This window comes from Sphingomonas sp. PR090111-T3T-6A (assembly GCF_000383095.1).
Lineage (GTDB): Bacteria > Pseudomonadota > Alphaproteobacteria > Sphingomonadales > Sphingomonadaceae > Solisphingomonas.
In genome coordinates, this window is the sequence record NZ_AORL01000015.1 from 211,801 (window position 1) to 228,138 (window position 16,338).

At 69.1% G+C, this 16,338-nt stretch carries 11 protein-coding genes; 8 read left to right on the top strand and 3 right to left on the bottom strand.

Annotation, left to right across the window (positions count from 1 at the left end):
* Positions 1-4: 4 nt before the first annotated feature.
* Genes ST3T6A_RS0108185 through ST3T6A_RS20800 form a run of 6 tightly spaced genes read left to right on the top strand, consistent with a single transcriptional unit; the run spans position 5 to position 9,188 of the window.
* Positions 5-796, top strand: coding sequence for a type VI secretion system accessory protein TagJ (locus tag ST3T6A_RS0108185; protein WP_019832430.1), 792 nt, complete (start codon positions 5-7; stop codon positions 794-796).
* Positions 793-1,320, top strand: a complete 528-nt coding sequence (gene tssE, locus ST3T6A_RS0108190) for a type VI secretion system baseplate subunit TssE (RefSeq protein ID WP_019832431.1) — start codon at positions 793-795, stop codon at positions 1,318-1,320. Before ST3T6A_RS0108185 ends, tssE begins: the two co-directional genes overlap by 4 nt.
* Entirely contained in the window at positions 1,317-3,185 is a 1,869-nt protein-coding gene (gene tssF / locus ST3T6A_RS0108195; RefSeq protein ID WP_235785752.1) for a type VI secretion system baseplate subunit TssF, read from the top strand. Before tssE ends, tssF begins: the two co-directional genes overlap by 4 nt.
* Positions 3,149-4,192, top strand: coding sequence for a type VI secretion system baseplate subunit TssG (tssG, locus tag ST3T6A_RS0108200; RefSeq protein WP_019832433.1), 1,044 nt, complete (start codon positions 3,149-3,151; stop codon positions 4,190-4,192). Before tssF ends, tssG begins: the two co-directional genes overlap by 37 nt.
* The gene (gene tssH / locus ST3T6A_RS0108205; RefSeq protein ID WP_019832434.1) at positions 4,189-6,831 is read left to right on the top strand and encodes a type VI secretion system ATPase TssH; all 2,643 of its coding nucleotides are present in this window, start codon (positions 4,189-4,191) and stop codon (positions 6,829-6,831) included. Before tssG ends, tssH begins: the two co-directional genes overlap by 4 nt.
* Positions 6,832-6,878: 47 nt before the next feature.
* Positions 6,879-9,188, top strand: a complete 2,310-nt coding sequence (locus ST3T6A_RS20800; RefSeq protein ID WP_019832435.1) for a serine/threonine-protein kinase — start codon at positions 6,879-6,881, stop codon at positions 9,186-9,188.
* Here ST3T6A_RS20800 and ST3T6A_RS0108215 read toward each other — a convergent pair.
* From ST3T6A_RS0108215 to ST3T6A_RS0108225, 3 genes are read right to left on the bottom strand one after another with little or no spacing between them, the layout of a single operon-like run.
* A complete protein-coding gene (locus ST3T6A_RS0108215; protein WP_019832436.1) occupies positions 9,185-11,587 on the bottom strand; it encodes a DAHL domain-containing protein in 2,403 nt (800 codons plus the stop codon). The two genes, ST3T6A_RS20800 and ST3T6A_RS0108215, sit on opposite strands and share 4 nt — an antisense overlap.
* Positions 11,584-12,471: a cytochrome-c peroxidase gene (locus ST3T6A_RS0108220; RefSeq protein WP_019832437.1), complete on the bottom strand. Its 888-nt coding sequence runs from the start codon at positions 12,469-12,471 to the stop codon at positions 11,584-11,586. Before ST3T6A_RS0108220 ends, ST3T6A_RS0108215 begins: the two co-directional genes overlap by 4 nt.
* A gap of 44 nt (positions 12,472-12,515) precedes the next feature.
* A complete protein-coding gene (locus ST3T6A_RS0108225) occupies positions 12,516-13,262 on the bottom strand; it encodes a response regulator (RefSeq protein ID WP_019832438.1) in 747 nt (248 codons plus the stop codon).
* Positions 13,263-13,639: 377 nt separating this feature from the next.
* Here ST3T6A_RS0108225 and tssK point away from each other — a divergent pair, with 377 nt between their 5' ends.
* Entirely contained in the window at positions 13,640-14,983 is a 1,344-nt protein-coding gene (gene tssK / locus ST3T6A_RS0108230; RefSeq protein WP_026359537.1) for a type VI secretion system baseplate subunit TssK, read from the top strand.
* Positions 14,980-16,338 carry a type IVB secretion system protein IcmH/DotU gene (icmH, locus tag ST3T6A_RS0108235; RefSeq protein ID WP_019832440.1) on the top strand — a complete coding sequence of 453 codons (1,359 nt, stop codon included), beginning with the start codon at positions 14,980-14,982 and terminating at the stop codon, positions 16,336-16,338. Before tssK ends, icmH begins: the two co-directional genes overlap by 4 nt.

Here is a 16,338-nt window from a genome sequence, read left to right on the forward strand (position 1 = left end):
CAGCATGTCTTCCGATCTGATGAGCGAAGCGCAGGTGAGCGATCTGCTCGCAGTCGGCGATGTCGCCACCGCGCGCAAGCTGCTGGTGGAGGCGCTGCGTTCGCGGCCGGATGACCAACGCGCCCGCATGTTCCTGTTTCAGTTGCTGTGCGTGGAAGGGGAGTGGGAGAAGGCGCGGGCCCAGCTTCGCGCTCTCTCCGAATTGTCGCCGGAAGCGCAGATGCTGGCGGCGGCTTATGGGCGAACGATCGAAGGCGAGCAAACCCGGGCCCGCGTATTCGCGGGCGAAGAGCCGGCCTCGCTGCTGGTCGATGCTCCGGCCTGGGCGGCGGATCTCGTATCGGTGAGAGGGGCCGGTGCGCCCGCCGCTGCGGCGCTTGAGGCCTGTCCCGACACGCCGGGCGACTTGGACGGTCGCCTCTTCGACTTCCTGTTCGATGGGGACGATCGCTTCGGCCCGATGTTCGAGGCGATTGTTGCGGGGCGTTGGGGGCTGGTGCCCTTCGCTGTGGTGGAGGAGATCAGCACCGAGGGGCCGGTCGACCTGCGCGACCTCGTCTGGCTGCCGGCCGAGATCCGCTTTCGTCACGGACCGGCGCTCGCCGCCATGCTGCCGGCGCGCTACCCCGGAACCGAGCGCGAGCCGGAAAGCGCGCTGCGCCTGGCCCGGATGACCGAATGGCACGAGGGAGACGGCCTCATCCAGGGTGTCGGCCAGCGTGTCTGGACCACCAGCGGGGGCGAGGATGTCGGCATTCTCTCCTTCCGCCGCATTCGCTTCGCCGATCCATCATGAGCAGCCGGATCAATCCCACGTTGTTCGACAAGCTGGTTGCTGATCTGGAGATGGACGGCCTGCGCGACGATGGCGAGGAGCTGACCGGGCTCGACCGGTCGCTGCGCTTCTACACCGTGCCGCGCCTGGAGCGCTTCAACGAAGCGGCGATGCGCGCCACCGTGCTGCGCGAGCTGAACTGGCTGCTCAACACCACGAGCCTCGCCTCCGCGCAGGATCTGTCGCAAGCCCCCGAGGTCGCGACCTCCACGCTCAATTATGGGCTGGGCGACCTCACCGGCAAGCTGCTTACCCGGCAAGCCGTGCAGTCCCGCGCGCGGGATATGCGCGAGGCGATCCAGCGCTACGAGCCGCGCGTCGATCGCCGCAGCCTCGACGTCGAGGTGGATGTCACCCGCGAGCGGGCGAACAGCGTCGGCTTCACCATCCGCGGCGACGTCACCACGGCGGTGCGCGCGCTGCCGGTCGAGTTCCGTACCGATGTCGAGATCGATACCGGCGCCGTCACGCTCTGGGGTGAATGATGGATCCCCGGCTGCTCCGCTTCTACAATGACGAGCTGGTTTACCTTCGGGAAACGGCGCGCGAGTTCGGCGAGGAATATGAGACGGTCGCCGGCCGCCTGGGCCTCGGCGCGACGACCGAGGTGGATCCCTATGTCGAGCGGCTGCTGGAGGGCGTGGCCTTCCTCGGCGCGCGGGTGCAACTCAAGCTGCACGACCAGTTCCCCGATTTCACCCAGCATCTGCTGAACGCGGTGCAGCCCCATTATTGCGCGCCGACGCCGTCGATGTGCGTGGTGGGATTCGAACCGCGCGAGGGCGACACCGCGATGGCGCAGGGCGTGCCCGTGCCGCGCCACACCAAGCTGCACGCCATCGCCGGCGATCGCGACAATTCGCCCGTCACCTTCCTCACCGGGCATGATGTGACTTTGTGGCCGCTCGCCATCGTCGAGGCCGAATATCTGGGCTCGCGCTCGGCGGTGGCGCCGTTCGTGCCGGCGGACAACGGCGAGACGGTCGAGGCGGGCCTGCGCCTGCGTATCGCGGCGACGGGTGGCGCGCGGCTCGCCGGGATGCGGCCCGGTGCACTGCCGCTCTATCTGGATGGGGCGGAGGCGGGGCCGGGCGAGCTTTACCGCCAGCTTATCGGGGATGCGGTGGCTGCCGTGGCGCGCCCGGTGGGCTCGGCATCGACCACCGTGCGCCTGCCGCTGCCCGCCCAGCATGGCTTCGATGAGCAGTGCGCGCTGCTACCGACGGATCGGCGCTCGCATCGAGGCTATCGGCTGCTCAGCGAATATTTCGCCTGCCCCGAGCGCTTCCTGTTCGCCCGGATCGAGGAGTTGGACGCGGCCTTTGCCGCCTGCGGGGATGCGCAGGCATGCGACGTGGTGATCCTGTTCCGGCGCGCGGTAGACGGGCTCAAGGACGCCGTCTCCTCCGCCAATTTTCGCCTGTTCGCGACACCGGCGATCAACCTGTTCGAGAAGCAGGTCGATCGCGTCCCCGTGACGGGCTTCGATCATGAGCGGCAGGTGATCGCGGACCGCACGCGCCCGCTCGGCTTCGAGATCTATCGCCTGCTCGACGTGAAGGCGCACGGGCGCGACGGCGGTGACGCGCGGCCGGTGGCGCCGCTCTATGATTTCGCCGGCTTGCTCTACGACTGGAGCGACGCACTCTTCTACGTCACGCGCCTGCGCCCCCGCCGGCTCTCGACGCGCGAGCAGAGGGCGCGGCGGCGCAGCGACTATGTCGGCACCGAAACCTGGCTGAGCCTCACCGCGCCCGGCCGGCCCGAGCGGCTGGAGGACGTGCGCGAGCTTTCGATCCGCGCGCTCGTCACTAACCGCGAGCTGCCCGAGCTGGTGCGGACCGGCGCGGCCTCGCCCTTCGTGGCGGAGGGGCTGCCCGTGCGGGCGATCCACATGCTGCGCCCGCCGACGCCGCCGCGCCAGCCGATGGGGCTGAACGACGGCGCGTGGCGCGTGATCGGGCATTTGACACCCAACTACACCTCCTTCGCGGGGTACGAGGACGGCGATCCTTCCGTGCTGCGCGCCCATCTCGCGCTCTATGGCCGGGTGGAGGATGCGGCGTTGCGCCGGCAGGTGGATGGGCTGCGCTCAGTCCGCGCGTCGCATGTCTCGCGCCGCGCGCCGGGGGCGGGGCCGAGCGCCTTCGTGCGCGGCCAGCGCCTGCGCATCACGCTCGACGAGGCCAGCTTCGAGAATGCCCGCATGTTCCTGTTCGGCGCGGTGCTGGAGCGCTTCCTCGGAGAATTCGCCTCGATCAACAGCTTCACCGAATGCGTCTTCGACACCGCACAGCAGGGGACGTTCGCCTCATGGCCCGCCCGCATCGGCCAGCGCCCGACCATCTGAACTATCTCGCCCGGGCCGCAGAGCGGATCCGCGCGCTGGCGCCGCTCGCGCTGCTGCGCGGGGCGGAGGCGCGTGCGCACGACCGCCCGCGCATCGGCGCCTCGCGGTTGCCATCGCAGGATGTGGTCGAGCTCGCGCAGACGCCTTCGCTCGCCTTTCCGGCGGCGACGCTGGATGCGGTCTACATCGAGGAGGGACGGGCGCGCATCGAGGGCCATTGGCTGGGACTGACCGGCCCGATGGCGCCGCTGCCGCTGCACCTGAGCGAGTTCGCCTCCTATGAGCGGCGCTATTCGAAGAAGCAGCCCTTCGGTGGTTTTCTCGACGTGCTCGCCGGGCGGATGCTCCAGCTCTTCTACCGGAGCTGGGCGGTGGCGAGCCCCGCCGCCAGCGCCGACCGCCGGCATGAGGATCATTTCGGCGACCGGATTGCGGCACTCACCGGGGCGGAGGAGGGCGTGCGGCCCGATGCGTGGCTGCCCGCCCGTGCGCGCCTGCGCTATGCCGCGCTCTTCGCCTCCCCGCGCAGCCCGGCCGCGATCCAGGATGCGCTGGCCGACCTGATGCGGATGCCGGTCCGTATCGTCGAGCATGTCCCGCGCTGGCGCGATGTCGAGCCCGATGAACGCAGCCGCGCGGGGCGCGGCTTTGCCAGCCTCGACCGCGATGCCGTATCCGGCAGGCGGGTGCGGACCGTCTCCGATGCCTTTCGCGTGATCGTCTCGGTGTCGAGCGCGGAGGCGATGAACGAGCTGCTCCCCGGCGGCCGCCGCTATGCGCTGCTGGCCGAGGCGCTCGACGCCTTCGCGCCGCCGCATCTCGAATGGGACATCGAGTTGGAGGTCGCCAACGACGCCATCCGCCCGGCGCGGCTGGGCGGCGGCGGGCGGCTTGGCTGGTCAGGCTGGACCGGCCCGTTGCCACGAGACGGCACCCGCTCCGACACCCGACTCGGGCCCAGCGCCCGCCGCCTTGCACAGACTCGAAAAGAGGAAGCCATCGCATGACAGAGATCAGTCGGTCCGCCCTGTTCGGGCGGCTCAACCCCAACGCACTCAAGGCTATCGAGACGGCGACGGGCTTCTGCCGTATCCGCGGCAATCCTTATGTCGAGCTGGCGCACTGGCTGCACATCCTGTTGCAGGACGCGCAGAACGACGTCGCCGCCTTGCGCACCGCCTTCCGTCTCGACGACGCCATCGTGGCGGGCGACGTGCTGGTCTCGCTCGACAAGCTGCCGCGCGGCGCCACTGCCGTGTCGGACTTCGCGCCCCAGATCGAGGAGGCGATCGAAAAGGCGTGGCTCTACGCCTCGTTGCAGTTCGGCGCGTGGCAGGTGCGGACGGGGCATCTGATCCTCGCGATGCTCAAGACGCCGACACTGCGCTCACTGCTGCTGGGCATCTCGTCGGAGTTCCGGAAGCTCTCGGCGGACCGGATCGGGGAGGAGTTCGCGAGCCTCGTCTCGACCTCCAGCGAGGGGACTGCTGAAGTGGCCATCGACGCCAACGAGCCGACTGCCTCGCCGGAAGCCGCTCCGGGCGAGGCGCTCGCCCGTTTCGCCGTGGACCTGACCGCCAAGGCACGGGCCGGCGAGATCGATCGCATCGTCGGCCGCGACGCCGAAATCCGGCAGACGATCGACATCCTGCTGCGTCGCCGTCAGAACAACCCGATCCTCACCGGCGAGGCGGGCGTCGGCAAGACCGCGATCGTCGAGGGGCTGGCCCGTCGGATCGCCGACGGCGATGTGCCACCCGCGCTCAGAGACGTGTCGCTCCACGCACTCGACATCGGATTGCTGCAGGCGGGCGCCGGCGTGAAGGGCGAGTTCGAGAAGCGGCTGCGGCAGGTGATCGACGAGGTGGAAGGGTCGCCCCGCCCGATCATCCTCTTCATCGACGAAGCGCACACGCTGATCGGTGCGGGTGGTCAGGCGGGGACGGGCGATGCCGCCAACCTGCTCAAGCCTGCGCTCGCCCGCGGTCGCCTGCGCACGATCGCGGCGACCACCTGGACGGAATATCGCCAATATTTCGAGAAGGACCCCGCGCTCACCCGCCGTTTCCAGCCGATCGCCGTGGGGGAGCCCGACACGGATCGCTCCATCGCCATGCTGCGCTCGCTGAAGGGCGTGATGGAGGAGCATCACGACGTGGTGGTGCTCGACGAGGCGGTGCAGGCGGCGGTGCGGCTGTCGCAGCGCTACATCCCGGCGCGCCAGCTTCCCGACAAGGCAGTGAGCCTGCTCGACACGGCGGCGGCGCGCGTGGCGGTATCGCAACATGCAACTCCCGCGGCGGTCGAGGACGCGCGGCGGCGGATCGAACTGCTCGAGGTGGAGCTGGAGGTCGCCATCCGTGAAAGCGAGGGCCGCTATGCTCCTGATGGCCGCCCGGCGATCGTCGAGGCGCTGGAGGCGGCCCGGGCCACGCTGGCGGATCTCGACGCCCGGTGGGAGGCGGAGAAGGCGGCTATCGCGGCCGTGAACGCAGCGCGTCAGGCGATGATCGCGGGTGGGAAGGGGGGTGACGCCCTCGACGCGGCACTCGCCCGCTCGATGGAGGTGCGGGGCGATCGGCCGATGGTGTTCGGCGAGGTCAATGCCGACATGGTGGCTGCGGTCGTGGGCGACTGGACGGGCATACCGGTCGGCCGGATGGTCAAGGACGAGATCGCCTCCGTCCTCGTCATCGAGGAGCGGCTGAAGCGCCGCGTGATCGGGCAGGACGACGCGATGGACGCCATCGCCAAGCGTGTCCGCACCAGCCGTGCCAAGCTCGACAATCCGGTGAAGCCGGTCGGCGTCTTCCTGCTCTGTGGCCCGTCGGGCGTCGGCAAGACGGAGACGGCGCAGGCGCTGGCCGAACTGCTCTATTCGGGCGACGACAGCCTCATCACCATCAACATGAGCGAATTCCAGGAGGCGCACACCGTCTCCACGCTGAAGGGCGCCCCGGCGGGCTATGTCGGCTACGGCCAGGGCGGCGTGCTGACCGAGGCGGTGCGTCGGCGTCCCTATTCGGTGGTGCTGCTCGACGAGGTCGAGAAGGCGCACCCCGACGTCCACGAGATGTTCTTCCAGGTGTTCGACAAGGGCTACATGGAGGATGCGGAAGGTCGCTACATCGATTTCCGCAACACGCTGATCCTGCTCACCTCCAATGTCGGCACCGATCTCATCACCACGCTCTGCGAGGAGGAGGAGATGGCGCCGGCCGCGGACGGGCTGGCGCAGGCGCTGCGGCCGGAACTGCTCAAGGTCTTTCCGCCCGCGCTGCTCGGCCGGCTGATGGTGCTGCCCTACCGGCCGCTCGCGCCTGCCGTGCTGCGCGACATCGTGCGGCTCCAGCTCGATCGCGTGGTCCGGCGCGTGGCGGACAATCTGGGTGCGGTGCTCGACTATGACGATGCGGTGGTCGATCTCATCGTGTCGCGCTGTCAGGAGGTCGCGTCCGGCGGTCGCATGATCGACGCGATCCTCACCAATTCGATGCTGCCCGAGCTTTCGACCGCGGTGCTGGAGCGGCAGGTGGCTGGCGGGCGCTTCGCCGCCATCCATGTCGGCGCGGACGGGCAGGGCTTCACCTATCGCTATGCCGGCCGGGACGAGCCCGCCGAGCCACAGCTCGAAGCGGCGGAATGAGCGGGCGATCCATGATGACAGGGGCCGACGACGTGAACGATCCAGACATGTCTGCCGACGGTCGAACCGTCGTGGGGCCGGAGGTCAGTGCCGGTGCCAGCGAGCGCCGTGCCCCGCGCCGCGAGGTCAGCCTCGAACCCGGTGATGTGCTGAACGGCATCTATCGGGTCGACCGGTTCATTGCGCGTGGCGGCATGGGCGAAGTGTTCGAGGGCGTGAACGTCGAGAGCGACGAGCGCGTCGCGATCAAGGCGATGCGCAGCCATCTCGCCGCCGATCCCAAGGTGCTGGCGATGTTCCGCAAGGAAGCGCAGGTGCTCACCCGCATCGCGCATCCGGCGATCGTCCAGTATCGCGTGCTCGCCCGCGATCCGGAACTGGATCTCTATTATATCGTCACAGACTTCATCAACGGCGAGCCGCTGTCGGCCCACCTCGACGGGAGGCGGCCCAGCATCGCCGAAGTGGTCCGTTTCGCCCGGCGGCTGGCCTCGGGGTTGGAGGCGGCGCACGAATATGGCGCGATCCACCGTGACATGTCGCCGGACAATATCCTGCTGCCCGACGGCCTGCTGGAACGCGCCAAGATCATCGATTTCGGCATCGCGAAGAGCCTCGACGTGACCGCCGAGACGGTGGTCGGCGACGGCTTCGCGGGCAAGCTCGGCTATGTCGCGCCCGAGCAGTTCGGGGATTTCGATCGGCAGGTCGGTCCGTGGACGGACGTCTACTCCACGGCGCTGGTGCTGCTCGCCTTCGTGCGTGGGCGGGCGCCCGACATGGGTAAGACGCTGTCCGAGGCGATTGAGCGGCGACGCGAGGGACCGGACCTGTCGGGCCTGCCTGCCGCGATCGAGCCCCTGCTGCGTCGGATGCTGATCCCCGATCCGCGCGAGCGCATCCGCTCGATGGCGGACGTGCTGGTGGAACTCGGCGGGATCGACCTGAGCGAGGACGAACCGGCCCGGATCGAGGCGGAGGCCATTCCCCCCGCGATCAAGGTGCCGACCCCGGAAGTGGAGGCGCCGCTCACCACCTTCCTGCCCGTCGATCCGATCCCGCAGTCGGGCGCGCAGCCGAAACCAGCGGCCATCCCGCCGCAGCCACGTCCCGCATCTCGTACGTCTGCGAAGCCGGCGCGGCGCTGGGTCGGCGGTGCGGTGGCGCTGCCGATGGCGACCATCGGTGCCGTGCTTCTCTTCCACCACGCATCGCCAGCGCCCGAGCCCTCGCCGGTGTCCGCGCCCTTGCCGGCCGTGATGGCGCAGCCCGCGCCTCAGCCGGTGGCGAAGGTCGGTGATGTCGGCGCGCTGCTGAGGGCGATGCCCTGCACCTGGCTCCACGCGGACAGCGGCGCGCCGGCGCTGCAGCTGTCGGGCGGCGCGCGCGATCCGGTGACGCTGGACGATCAGGTGATGGCGGCCGCGCGAGCGAATGGACTGGACGTGCAGTCAGTCAATTCGGCCGGTGTCGTGCAGGTGCCCGAGATGCGGTGCGATCTGATCGAGGCGCTGCGGCCGGTCGAGCCCGCCGGGGACGACGAGGCGTTCAAGCTGGTATCGGCGACGCGCCTGCTGACGCTCCGCGCCGGAGCGCCGGGCTGCCCGACCGATCCCGCCGCCCGCACCGACCTGACCGTCGTCGAACGCGATCCCAAGCGGGACTTCGCGCTATTCTCGATCCTTCCGGGCGGTGTCGTCCATCTGCTCGTGTCCGGGCGTCGGCAGTTCGCGGAACTCGCCGGTCGCCAGCCGCAGAAGTTTCAGGATCTGGGGGACGGCCGGTTCCAGGTGTCCGCCTGCTATGGTGCGGCGGGACCGGTGGGGATCGTGCTGGTGGATCGGGAGAGGCCGCTCGATCTCGGCCTGCCCGACGGTTTTACGGGTCAGCCGCCGGCTGGCTTCGCGAGCCGCGTCCGTGACATGGCGGAGAAGCAGGGCTGGCGTGCGCGCTCGACCTGGCTGCGGATCGATCCGGCGGCGCCGGGCGCCCTGGTCCGCCCGGCCATGGCGCCAGCGGTCGCCGACAAGCCCGCCGCGCCCGCGACACCGGCGCTCGCCCCCCTGATCGCTCCGCCGCCGGTCGGTGCGGCGGACGAGGCCCTGCGCCCGGCTTTCAAGCAGCATGCCGAGGCCACCAGCAACGGCGACTTCGCCGCCTGCCGTCGCTGGGACGGCAAGCGGTGGAGCGAACTCGGCTATGCCTCGCGCGCGGTCTGCGTCGAGCGCGTGTTCAAGAACCGGTGCGGGATTTCGAGCGGTCAGTTCGGCGACAACCCACTCCGCCGCTACAATGGCCGGATCGAGTGGATGCGCGGCAATCGTTGGTCCGCGATCGCAAAGGCGGACCCATGCTAGGCCGGCCCGCTCTCGATGCCCTTGCGCACGGCGGAGAGCGCGACGGCCAGCTCATGCGTGCGCAGCGGGTAATGCAGCGTCTCCGTGCCGTCGTCGGGGATGGGCGCGGCGATGATATAGGGCAGGCCCTGCGCGCCGGGGCGCAGCCGGCCGAGTGCCCCCGCCAGGAAATTGCGCTCGGCACCCACGATCAGCAGCAGGTCGCACGCGGCGATGTCGTCGAGCGCGTCCTCGATGGTGGTGACGCCCCAAGGCTCATAGCCGAGCGCGGCGATCAACTCTTCGTCGCGTTCCAGCGCCTGCGGATCGGGGTTGAGGAGCAAGATCGTCTGCCCGTCGCCGCGCATGAGGGGTTGCGGCGCGCGCGCGCGCTCCTTGTCGACCAGCGGCAGCCAGATGGCGAAGCGACTTCCGCGCCCGATCTCGCTGCGCACGTCGATCGAGCCGCCATGCTGCTGCACGATCTCCCAGGCCGTCGAGAGGCCCAGCCCCGTGCCGTTCGCGCGCGTGGTGAAGAAGGGATCGAAGAGACGCGGCAGAGCGCTCGCGGGAATGCCGTGCCCTTCGTCGGAAATGGCGATCGCGACATAATCCCCCGGCCGGATGGCCGCATGGCTGAGGCGCCGGGAGGCGTGGACCTCGATATGCTCGATGTCGCAGCGGATGCTGCCGCCGTCCGGCATGGCGGAGGCGGCGTTGTGGCAGAGGTTCAGTAGTACCTGCTGGAGCTGCACCGCATCGGCTTCCAGCGTGATCGGCGGGATATGATCGCCGAGCCGGAGCATGATGCCCGAGGGCAGCGATGCGCCGAGCAGGCGCGCCGTCTCCTCCACGAACGGGCCCAGCGGCACGGCCTCGTGTGGCCGTTCGGCACGGCGGCCGAAGCGCAGCACCTGATCCACCAGCATTCGTGCCCGGCCGACGGCGGAACGGATCTCCATCAGATTGTGGTTGGCGGGCGAGCCGCCACGGACGTGCAACTCGGCTGTTTCGGCGAATCCGGCGATCGCGCCGATGATGTTGTTGACGTTGTGGGCGATGCCGCTGGCGAAGGCGCCGATCGTCTCCATGCGGCGGCCCTGGGCAAGCTTGCGTTCGAACTCCAGTCGTTCCGTCTCCAGCTTGTCGCGGTGGAGCGCCTGGAGGATGGCGACGAGCGCCGCGGACAGGCCGGTCATCGTCTCGGTCTCAATGCGGAGCGGCCCCCGATCGGCCTCGATCCCGAGCACCACCGCATCCTCGCTCTCGGGCGAGCGCAGCAGGATCAACGCTTGCGGCAATACGCCGCTCTGCGCGATCGCGGCGCGCTGCTCGGCAGGGAGGGCGGCTAGCGAGCGCAGTTGGATGCGATCGTCGACCCATGGCTGCTGGCGGATCGCCGCCTCGACCATGGCGCGGCTGTGCGCAGGGGTGAAGTCCTCGCAGCGGGACCAGAGATAGCTCGTCGAGCGCGCGTCGTTGAGCAGCAGATAGGCGCGGTCGGCATCGACATGATGGGCGAGTCGCTCCAGCGCGCGCTGGACTCGTTCGGGCAGCTCGCGCGACCGCGCATCGATCATCAGGCCGAGGATGGTCGCGTGGAGATGCTCGAAGTCGCCCCGGCGGCGGAGCGAGCGGACATGGAAATAGACCTCCAGCGCCAGCATCAGGAAGACGAGCAGAGCGAAGGCGGTGATGCCGACAAGAGCCAGCTTGCGGCGATGGAGATCCTGATTGATCGCGTCATCGATCCGGTTGACGGCGAGGCGCACCTGTTCGAGATCGCGGTCGACGGGCACGGCCAGGAAGCTTGCGGCGATCTGATCGATGGCCGGCAGCAGCTGGACGAGGAGCCTGGCATGGTTGAGGAGCTGGCGCGCCTCCTCGCTGTCGGCATAGTCCGGCGAATGCTCGTAGCGGGCGATACCCAGCTTGGCATCGGCGACGACATTGGGCGTGGTGTCGAGTGTCAGGCGCAGCACGTGCGCGGCGAGCAGGCTGGCCTTTTTCGAGGCGGCGGGCGAAGAGGACGTGACGGTGATGCGCGCCAGTGAGTTCTGAAGGAGCGCGTTGTCCGACTTGAACTGCTCCGCCAGCATCATGCGGGCATTGCCGTCCTCGGCGAGTCGGCGGACCGTCGTCTCCAGCGCCGGGTCGCGCGCCGACAGGCGGGTCAGCCTGGCGAGCGACCCTTCGATCTCCGCCGTGTCCGCGGTCATCGGATCGTAGTTTCGCAGCAGGCCGGCGCGCGCCATCAGCAGGTCGCGCTGGAGCGCCCGGTCAGCCAGCGCGTAGGAATCCAGTGCGTGATAGGCCTCGATGGTCCAGCGCCGTTCGGCCATGCTGGGCATCAGGACGATCCAGAGCCCCGCGCAGGCGACCAGCGTAGCGATCGCCAGCGTGGTGCGCCACAGCCTCATCGCCTAGGCGCCTGGACGGGGCGGCCCTCGTAGGTGCCGGTCAATGTCTTGAGAAAAGCGGTGATGTCGGCCACGTCGCGGGGCGAGAGCGTGATGTCGAGCTGGGCGCGCGCCATCGACAGCACGGCCGACGAGAGATCCGGCGCGCTGCCGTCATGGAAATAGGGCGCGGTGGTCATGACGTTGCGCAGACTGGGCACGCGCAGGATGGCGGGGTCGGGGGAGGCGAGCGGATGGAAGATTCCATGCCGCTGGAAGAGGTTGCCACCGACGTTCACGCCCTGATGGCAGGACACGCAGCCGACCGACTGGAAGCGCGCCCATCCGCGCTGCTCTTGCGGGGTCAGCGCCTTCGCATCGCCCGCCAGCCATCGATCGAAGCGGGCGTTCGGCGTCGTCAGCGAGCGGAGATAGAGCGTCAGCGCGTCGATCGTGGCGCGCTCGTCGAGCTCGCGATGATAGGCGGCGCGCACCTGCGCTGCGAAGACGGAATCGCGCCGCAGCCGCTCGATGCCCGGCCCATCGCCGCCCATGACATGTGGATTGCGCAACGACGCGGCGATCATGTCGGGCGCGCTCAGGATGCGCCCCGTCCAGGTGAAGCGGAAATTGAGCGTGCTGTTGAAGACGGTCGGCGTGTTGAGCTGCATCGGCGAGCCGTCGTCGCCCTTGTCGAGCCGCCAGGGGCTCGCGCCGCTGGTGGCGACGTCGTGGCAGGACTGGCAGCTGATGCGCCCGTGCAGCGAAAGGCGGGGATCGGCAAACAGGCGCTCGCCGATTGCGACCCTGGTCCGATCCAGCGCCGGCTGTGGCGGCAGCGGGAGGACGGGATGGCGCGCGTCCGCGGAAAGCGCGCGCAGTGCCGGAACGCTGGACGCAGCCAATATTCCTGCCCCCAGCGCCAAGGCGAACAAGGGCAGCGGGTGCTTCAACTCACCCGCACGTCGGCATCGAAGATGTAGCCCACGCCCCGCTGGGTGCGGATGAAGCGGGGCGCGCGCGGATCGTCTTTCAGTTTGCGGCGGAGGCGCAGGATCTGCACGTCGATGCTGCGGTCGAACACATCCTCATGCAGACGCGTCGCCTGAAGGAGATGCTCGCGGCTGAGCGCCCGGCGCGGGGCCGCGACGAAGGCGCTGAGCAGCGCGAACTCGCCCTTGGTCAGGGCCACGCTGTGCCCGTCCGGAGAGGTGAGGTCGCGGTTGCGCTGGTCGAACTGCCAGCCTTCGAAGCTGTAGCGATGTTCCGTACGGCGCGCCGGTGTCAGGCTGTCCATGTTGCGGCGGCGGAGCGTGGCGCGGATGCGGGCGAGCAGCTCGCGCATCCCGAATGGCTTGGTGATGTAATCGTCGGCGCCCAGCTCGAGGCCGACCACGCGATCGATCTCGTCGCGGCGGTGGCCGGTGATGAGGATGATGGGCACGATGCTCTTGCCGCGCAGCTCGCGCAGCAGGTCGAGCCCGTCATCCTCGCCCAGATGCAGGTCGAGCACGATCAGGTCCGGCTCCCGCACCGCCAGCGTGTGCATCAGCCCCTTGCGGCCCGATACGGAGCTGGCGCGCATGTTATGCTCGTTCAGATAATTGACGATCATGCGCTGCATCGCGGGCTCGTCGTCGACGACGAGAATCCGGGCGGCATGCGGTTCGGTTACGGTGTCAAACGCTTCGAGCATTCGCATGTCCGGTCCCACTTCCCTCGATACGCAACGGTTACACGCACTAGACCGCCTTTCGTCCGAGGCAATGTTGCGGTCACAGGCGCTGTCATCGAAACGAACCGTCTGCGATGAGTGGCACCCGTCGCGGGACGGTCTGCGGTCCGCGCCATCTGAAATGGCGACTTGCGGAGGGCCGCTCTAGCGGGAAGGATCTTACGCGTCCATGCGCGCGAGCCGCTTGCGCGCCGTTGCATTACATCTGAAACGCGACGCATTCCCGGCGACATTGGTTTGAAACCCGGCGACCGCCATTCCCAGGGCCTCTGGCCATCGGGAACACTGTCGATGCTCTTCACATCTCTCCTCATCCTGCCCGTCGCGAAGAAGCACCCATGAGGGGTGGGCGCGTCGCCTGGCGGGAAGGATTGTTTCTGCGCCAGCAGCATTTCCAGCAGCAGGACCGTCATATCGATGCGGTGGTCGCGGCCCATGCGCGGGGCACCGGCCCCTATCGCTGGGGCGTGATCGAGCTTCAGATCAACCGCGATCTGGCGGCTCTCGGCAAGTTCGCCGTGGAGAAGCTCGTCGGCATCCTGCCCGATGGGATGACCTTCGCCATTCCCGGCGACCTGCCGCCGCCCGCCCCGGTCGATGTGCCCGCCGATACCCGCGATGCGCTCCTCCAGCTCACCATTCCGGCGCATCAGCCGGGCGCGGTCGAATATCGCGCGCGCGGGGAGGGCGGGAGCGAGGCCGTCCGCTTCGTGGTGGATGAGGAAGAGGTCATCGACAATTTCGCCGAGGAACGCACCAGCGAGCCGCTGGAGATCGCGCGGCCGAACCTCGCCTTCGGCATCACGCGTGACCAGACCTATGGCCGCATCCTGCTTGGCCTCGCGCGCATCCGCGAGACGAGCGCCGGCGCCCTGCTGTTCGACGAGCGCTACATCGCGCCGTCGCTCGACATCCGGGCCAGCACGCGGCTTGCGGGCTTCCTCTCCGACATCATCGGCCGGTCGGCGCAGAGGATCGAGGAGTTGGCAGTGCGTGCCGTCGAGGCGACCGATGGCGGGGCCGAAACCTTCGCCAATTTCCTACTCCTCCAGGCGCTCAACCGCTGGAAAGGCCAGCTCGACCATCTCGCCGCGCTGCCGATGGTACATCCCGAGCGGCTCTACGAGTCATTCCTCGGCATGGCGGGCGAACTCGCCACGCTGACCCATCCCGATCGCCGCCCGCCGCCTTTTCCGGCCTATGACCATGAGCGGCTGCGCGAAACATTCGAGCCGGTGGTCGAGGCGATCCAGTCCGCGTTGTCGGCGGTGTACGACCGCTCCGCCATCCAGCTCCCGCTTCAGCAGGCGGGGCCAGGGGCCTACACCTCGCGGATCACCGATCCGACGCTCTACCAGACCGGCTATTTCTATCTGGCTGTCAGCGCGCGCATGTCGCTCGACGATGTCCGGGCGCGCTTCCCCTCGGTCGCCAAGATCGGGACGGTGCAGAAGATGCGGTCGATCGTGGACTCCGCGCTCGCCGGCGTGCCGCTCCGCCATACGCCGACACCGCCGCCCCAAATCCGGGGCATTCCGGGCTATATCTATTTCGAGCTGGACCGCTCCTCACCCGATTGGGCGGACTTCGCGAACGCGCCCGCGCTCGGCCTGCATGTCGCGGGCGACTGGCCGGAGCTGAAACTCGAGCTGTGGTGCGTCAAGAAGGCGACCTCGCGATGACCGACGATCGCGCCGACAGCGAGCGGACGGTGTTCCGCCCGACGCCGCTCCAGGAACTGAGGTCGCGGAGCATGGGTGGCGGCACGGCCTTCGTGCCCGCTGCCGTCAACGGCGAACATGGAGCGGCTACACCGACGCGCTTCATGTCCGATGAGGACATGCCTGAGCCGCCGCCCCGCGCGCGGCCGCGCAACCTGATGCTGGAGGCGGGATCGCCGCTGCTCGCGCTGATCGCGGCGGTGCGCTCCGGCCGGTTGCGCATCGAGCTGCCGCAGCTCCACCAGAAAGCCACGGCCGCCGCCATGCGCTTCGACGATGCGCTGGCGAGCGCCGGCTATGACGATGAGACCCGTCGGCGCGCGCGCTATGCCGTCTATGCGACGGTCGACGATGTCGCGCAGAACCTGCCCGGCAAGGCCGCCGACGGCGCCGAATGGGCGCGGCGCAGCATGGTGGTGCGCGGCTTCGGCGAGAATATCGGTGGCGACCGCTTCTGGGCGCTGCTTCAGGAGATGCTCTCCCGGCCGGCGGATTATGCCGAGCTGATCGAGCTCTACCATGCCTGCCTCGCCGCGGGGTTCGAGGGGCGGCACCGTATCAGCGACGACGGTCGGAGCCGGTTGCGTCAGATCCTGACCAGCGCCTTTGCGGCACTCCCCCATGCGCGCGGCGTCTCCGATACCGAGCTGGTGCCGCACTGGCGGGGGCAGCCGACGCCGCTCCGCCGGGTGGGCTTCTGGACGCCTCTCGCTCTGGCGGCGAGCGTTCTGCTGGGCGTGCTGCTGCTGGTGGTGCTGGCGTTGCGACTGGTGCTGATCGAGACGGGGCAGCCATCGATGGCGACGCTGCTGGCGATCAACCCCGACCAGTCGCTCCGGCTCTCACGGAGCGCGCCGCCGCCACCGCCTCAGTCCGATGCGCAGCAGCAGCGTGTGCAGGGCTTCCTCGCCGACGAGATCGCGCAGAAGCTCGTTGTGGTCGAGGAGGATCCCACCAGCCTGCGCGTCCGCACGACGGTGGGGCAGCTCTTCCAGTCCGGCTCGGATGCGCTGGAGCCGGGGCGACAGGCCCTGTTCGAGCGTATCGCCGATGCCGTGAACAGGGAGAAGGGCGGCGTCCGCATCGAAGGCCATACCGACAGCGATCCGATCTCGACACTGACCTTCCCCGACAATCTCGCGCTCTCCAAGGCGCGGGCCGAGGCGGTGGCGCGCATTTTCCGCAGCCATCTCACCGACCCCTCGCGCGTGACGGCGGCGGGGCTGGGCGCGACCCAGCCGATCGCCAGCAACGCCACGGCCGGCGGCAAGGCGCTCAACCGCCGCGTCGAGATCGTCATTCCACGGAGCCAGTGA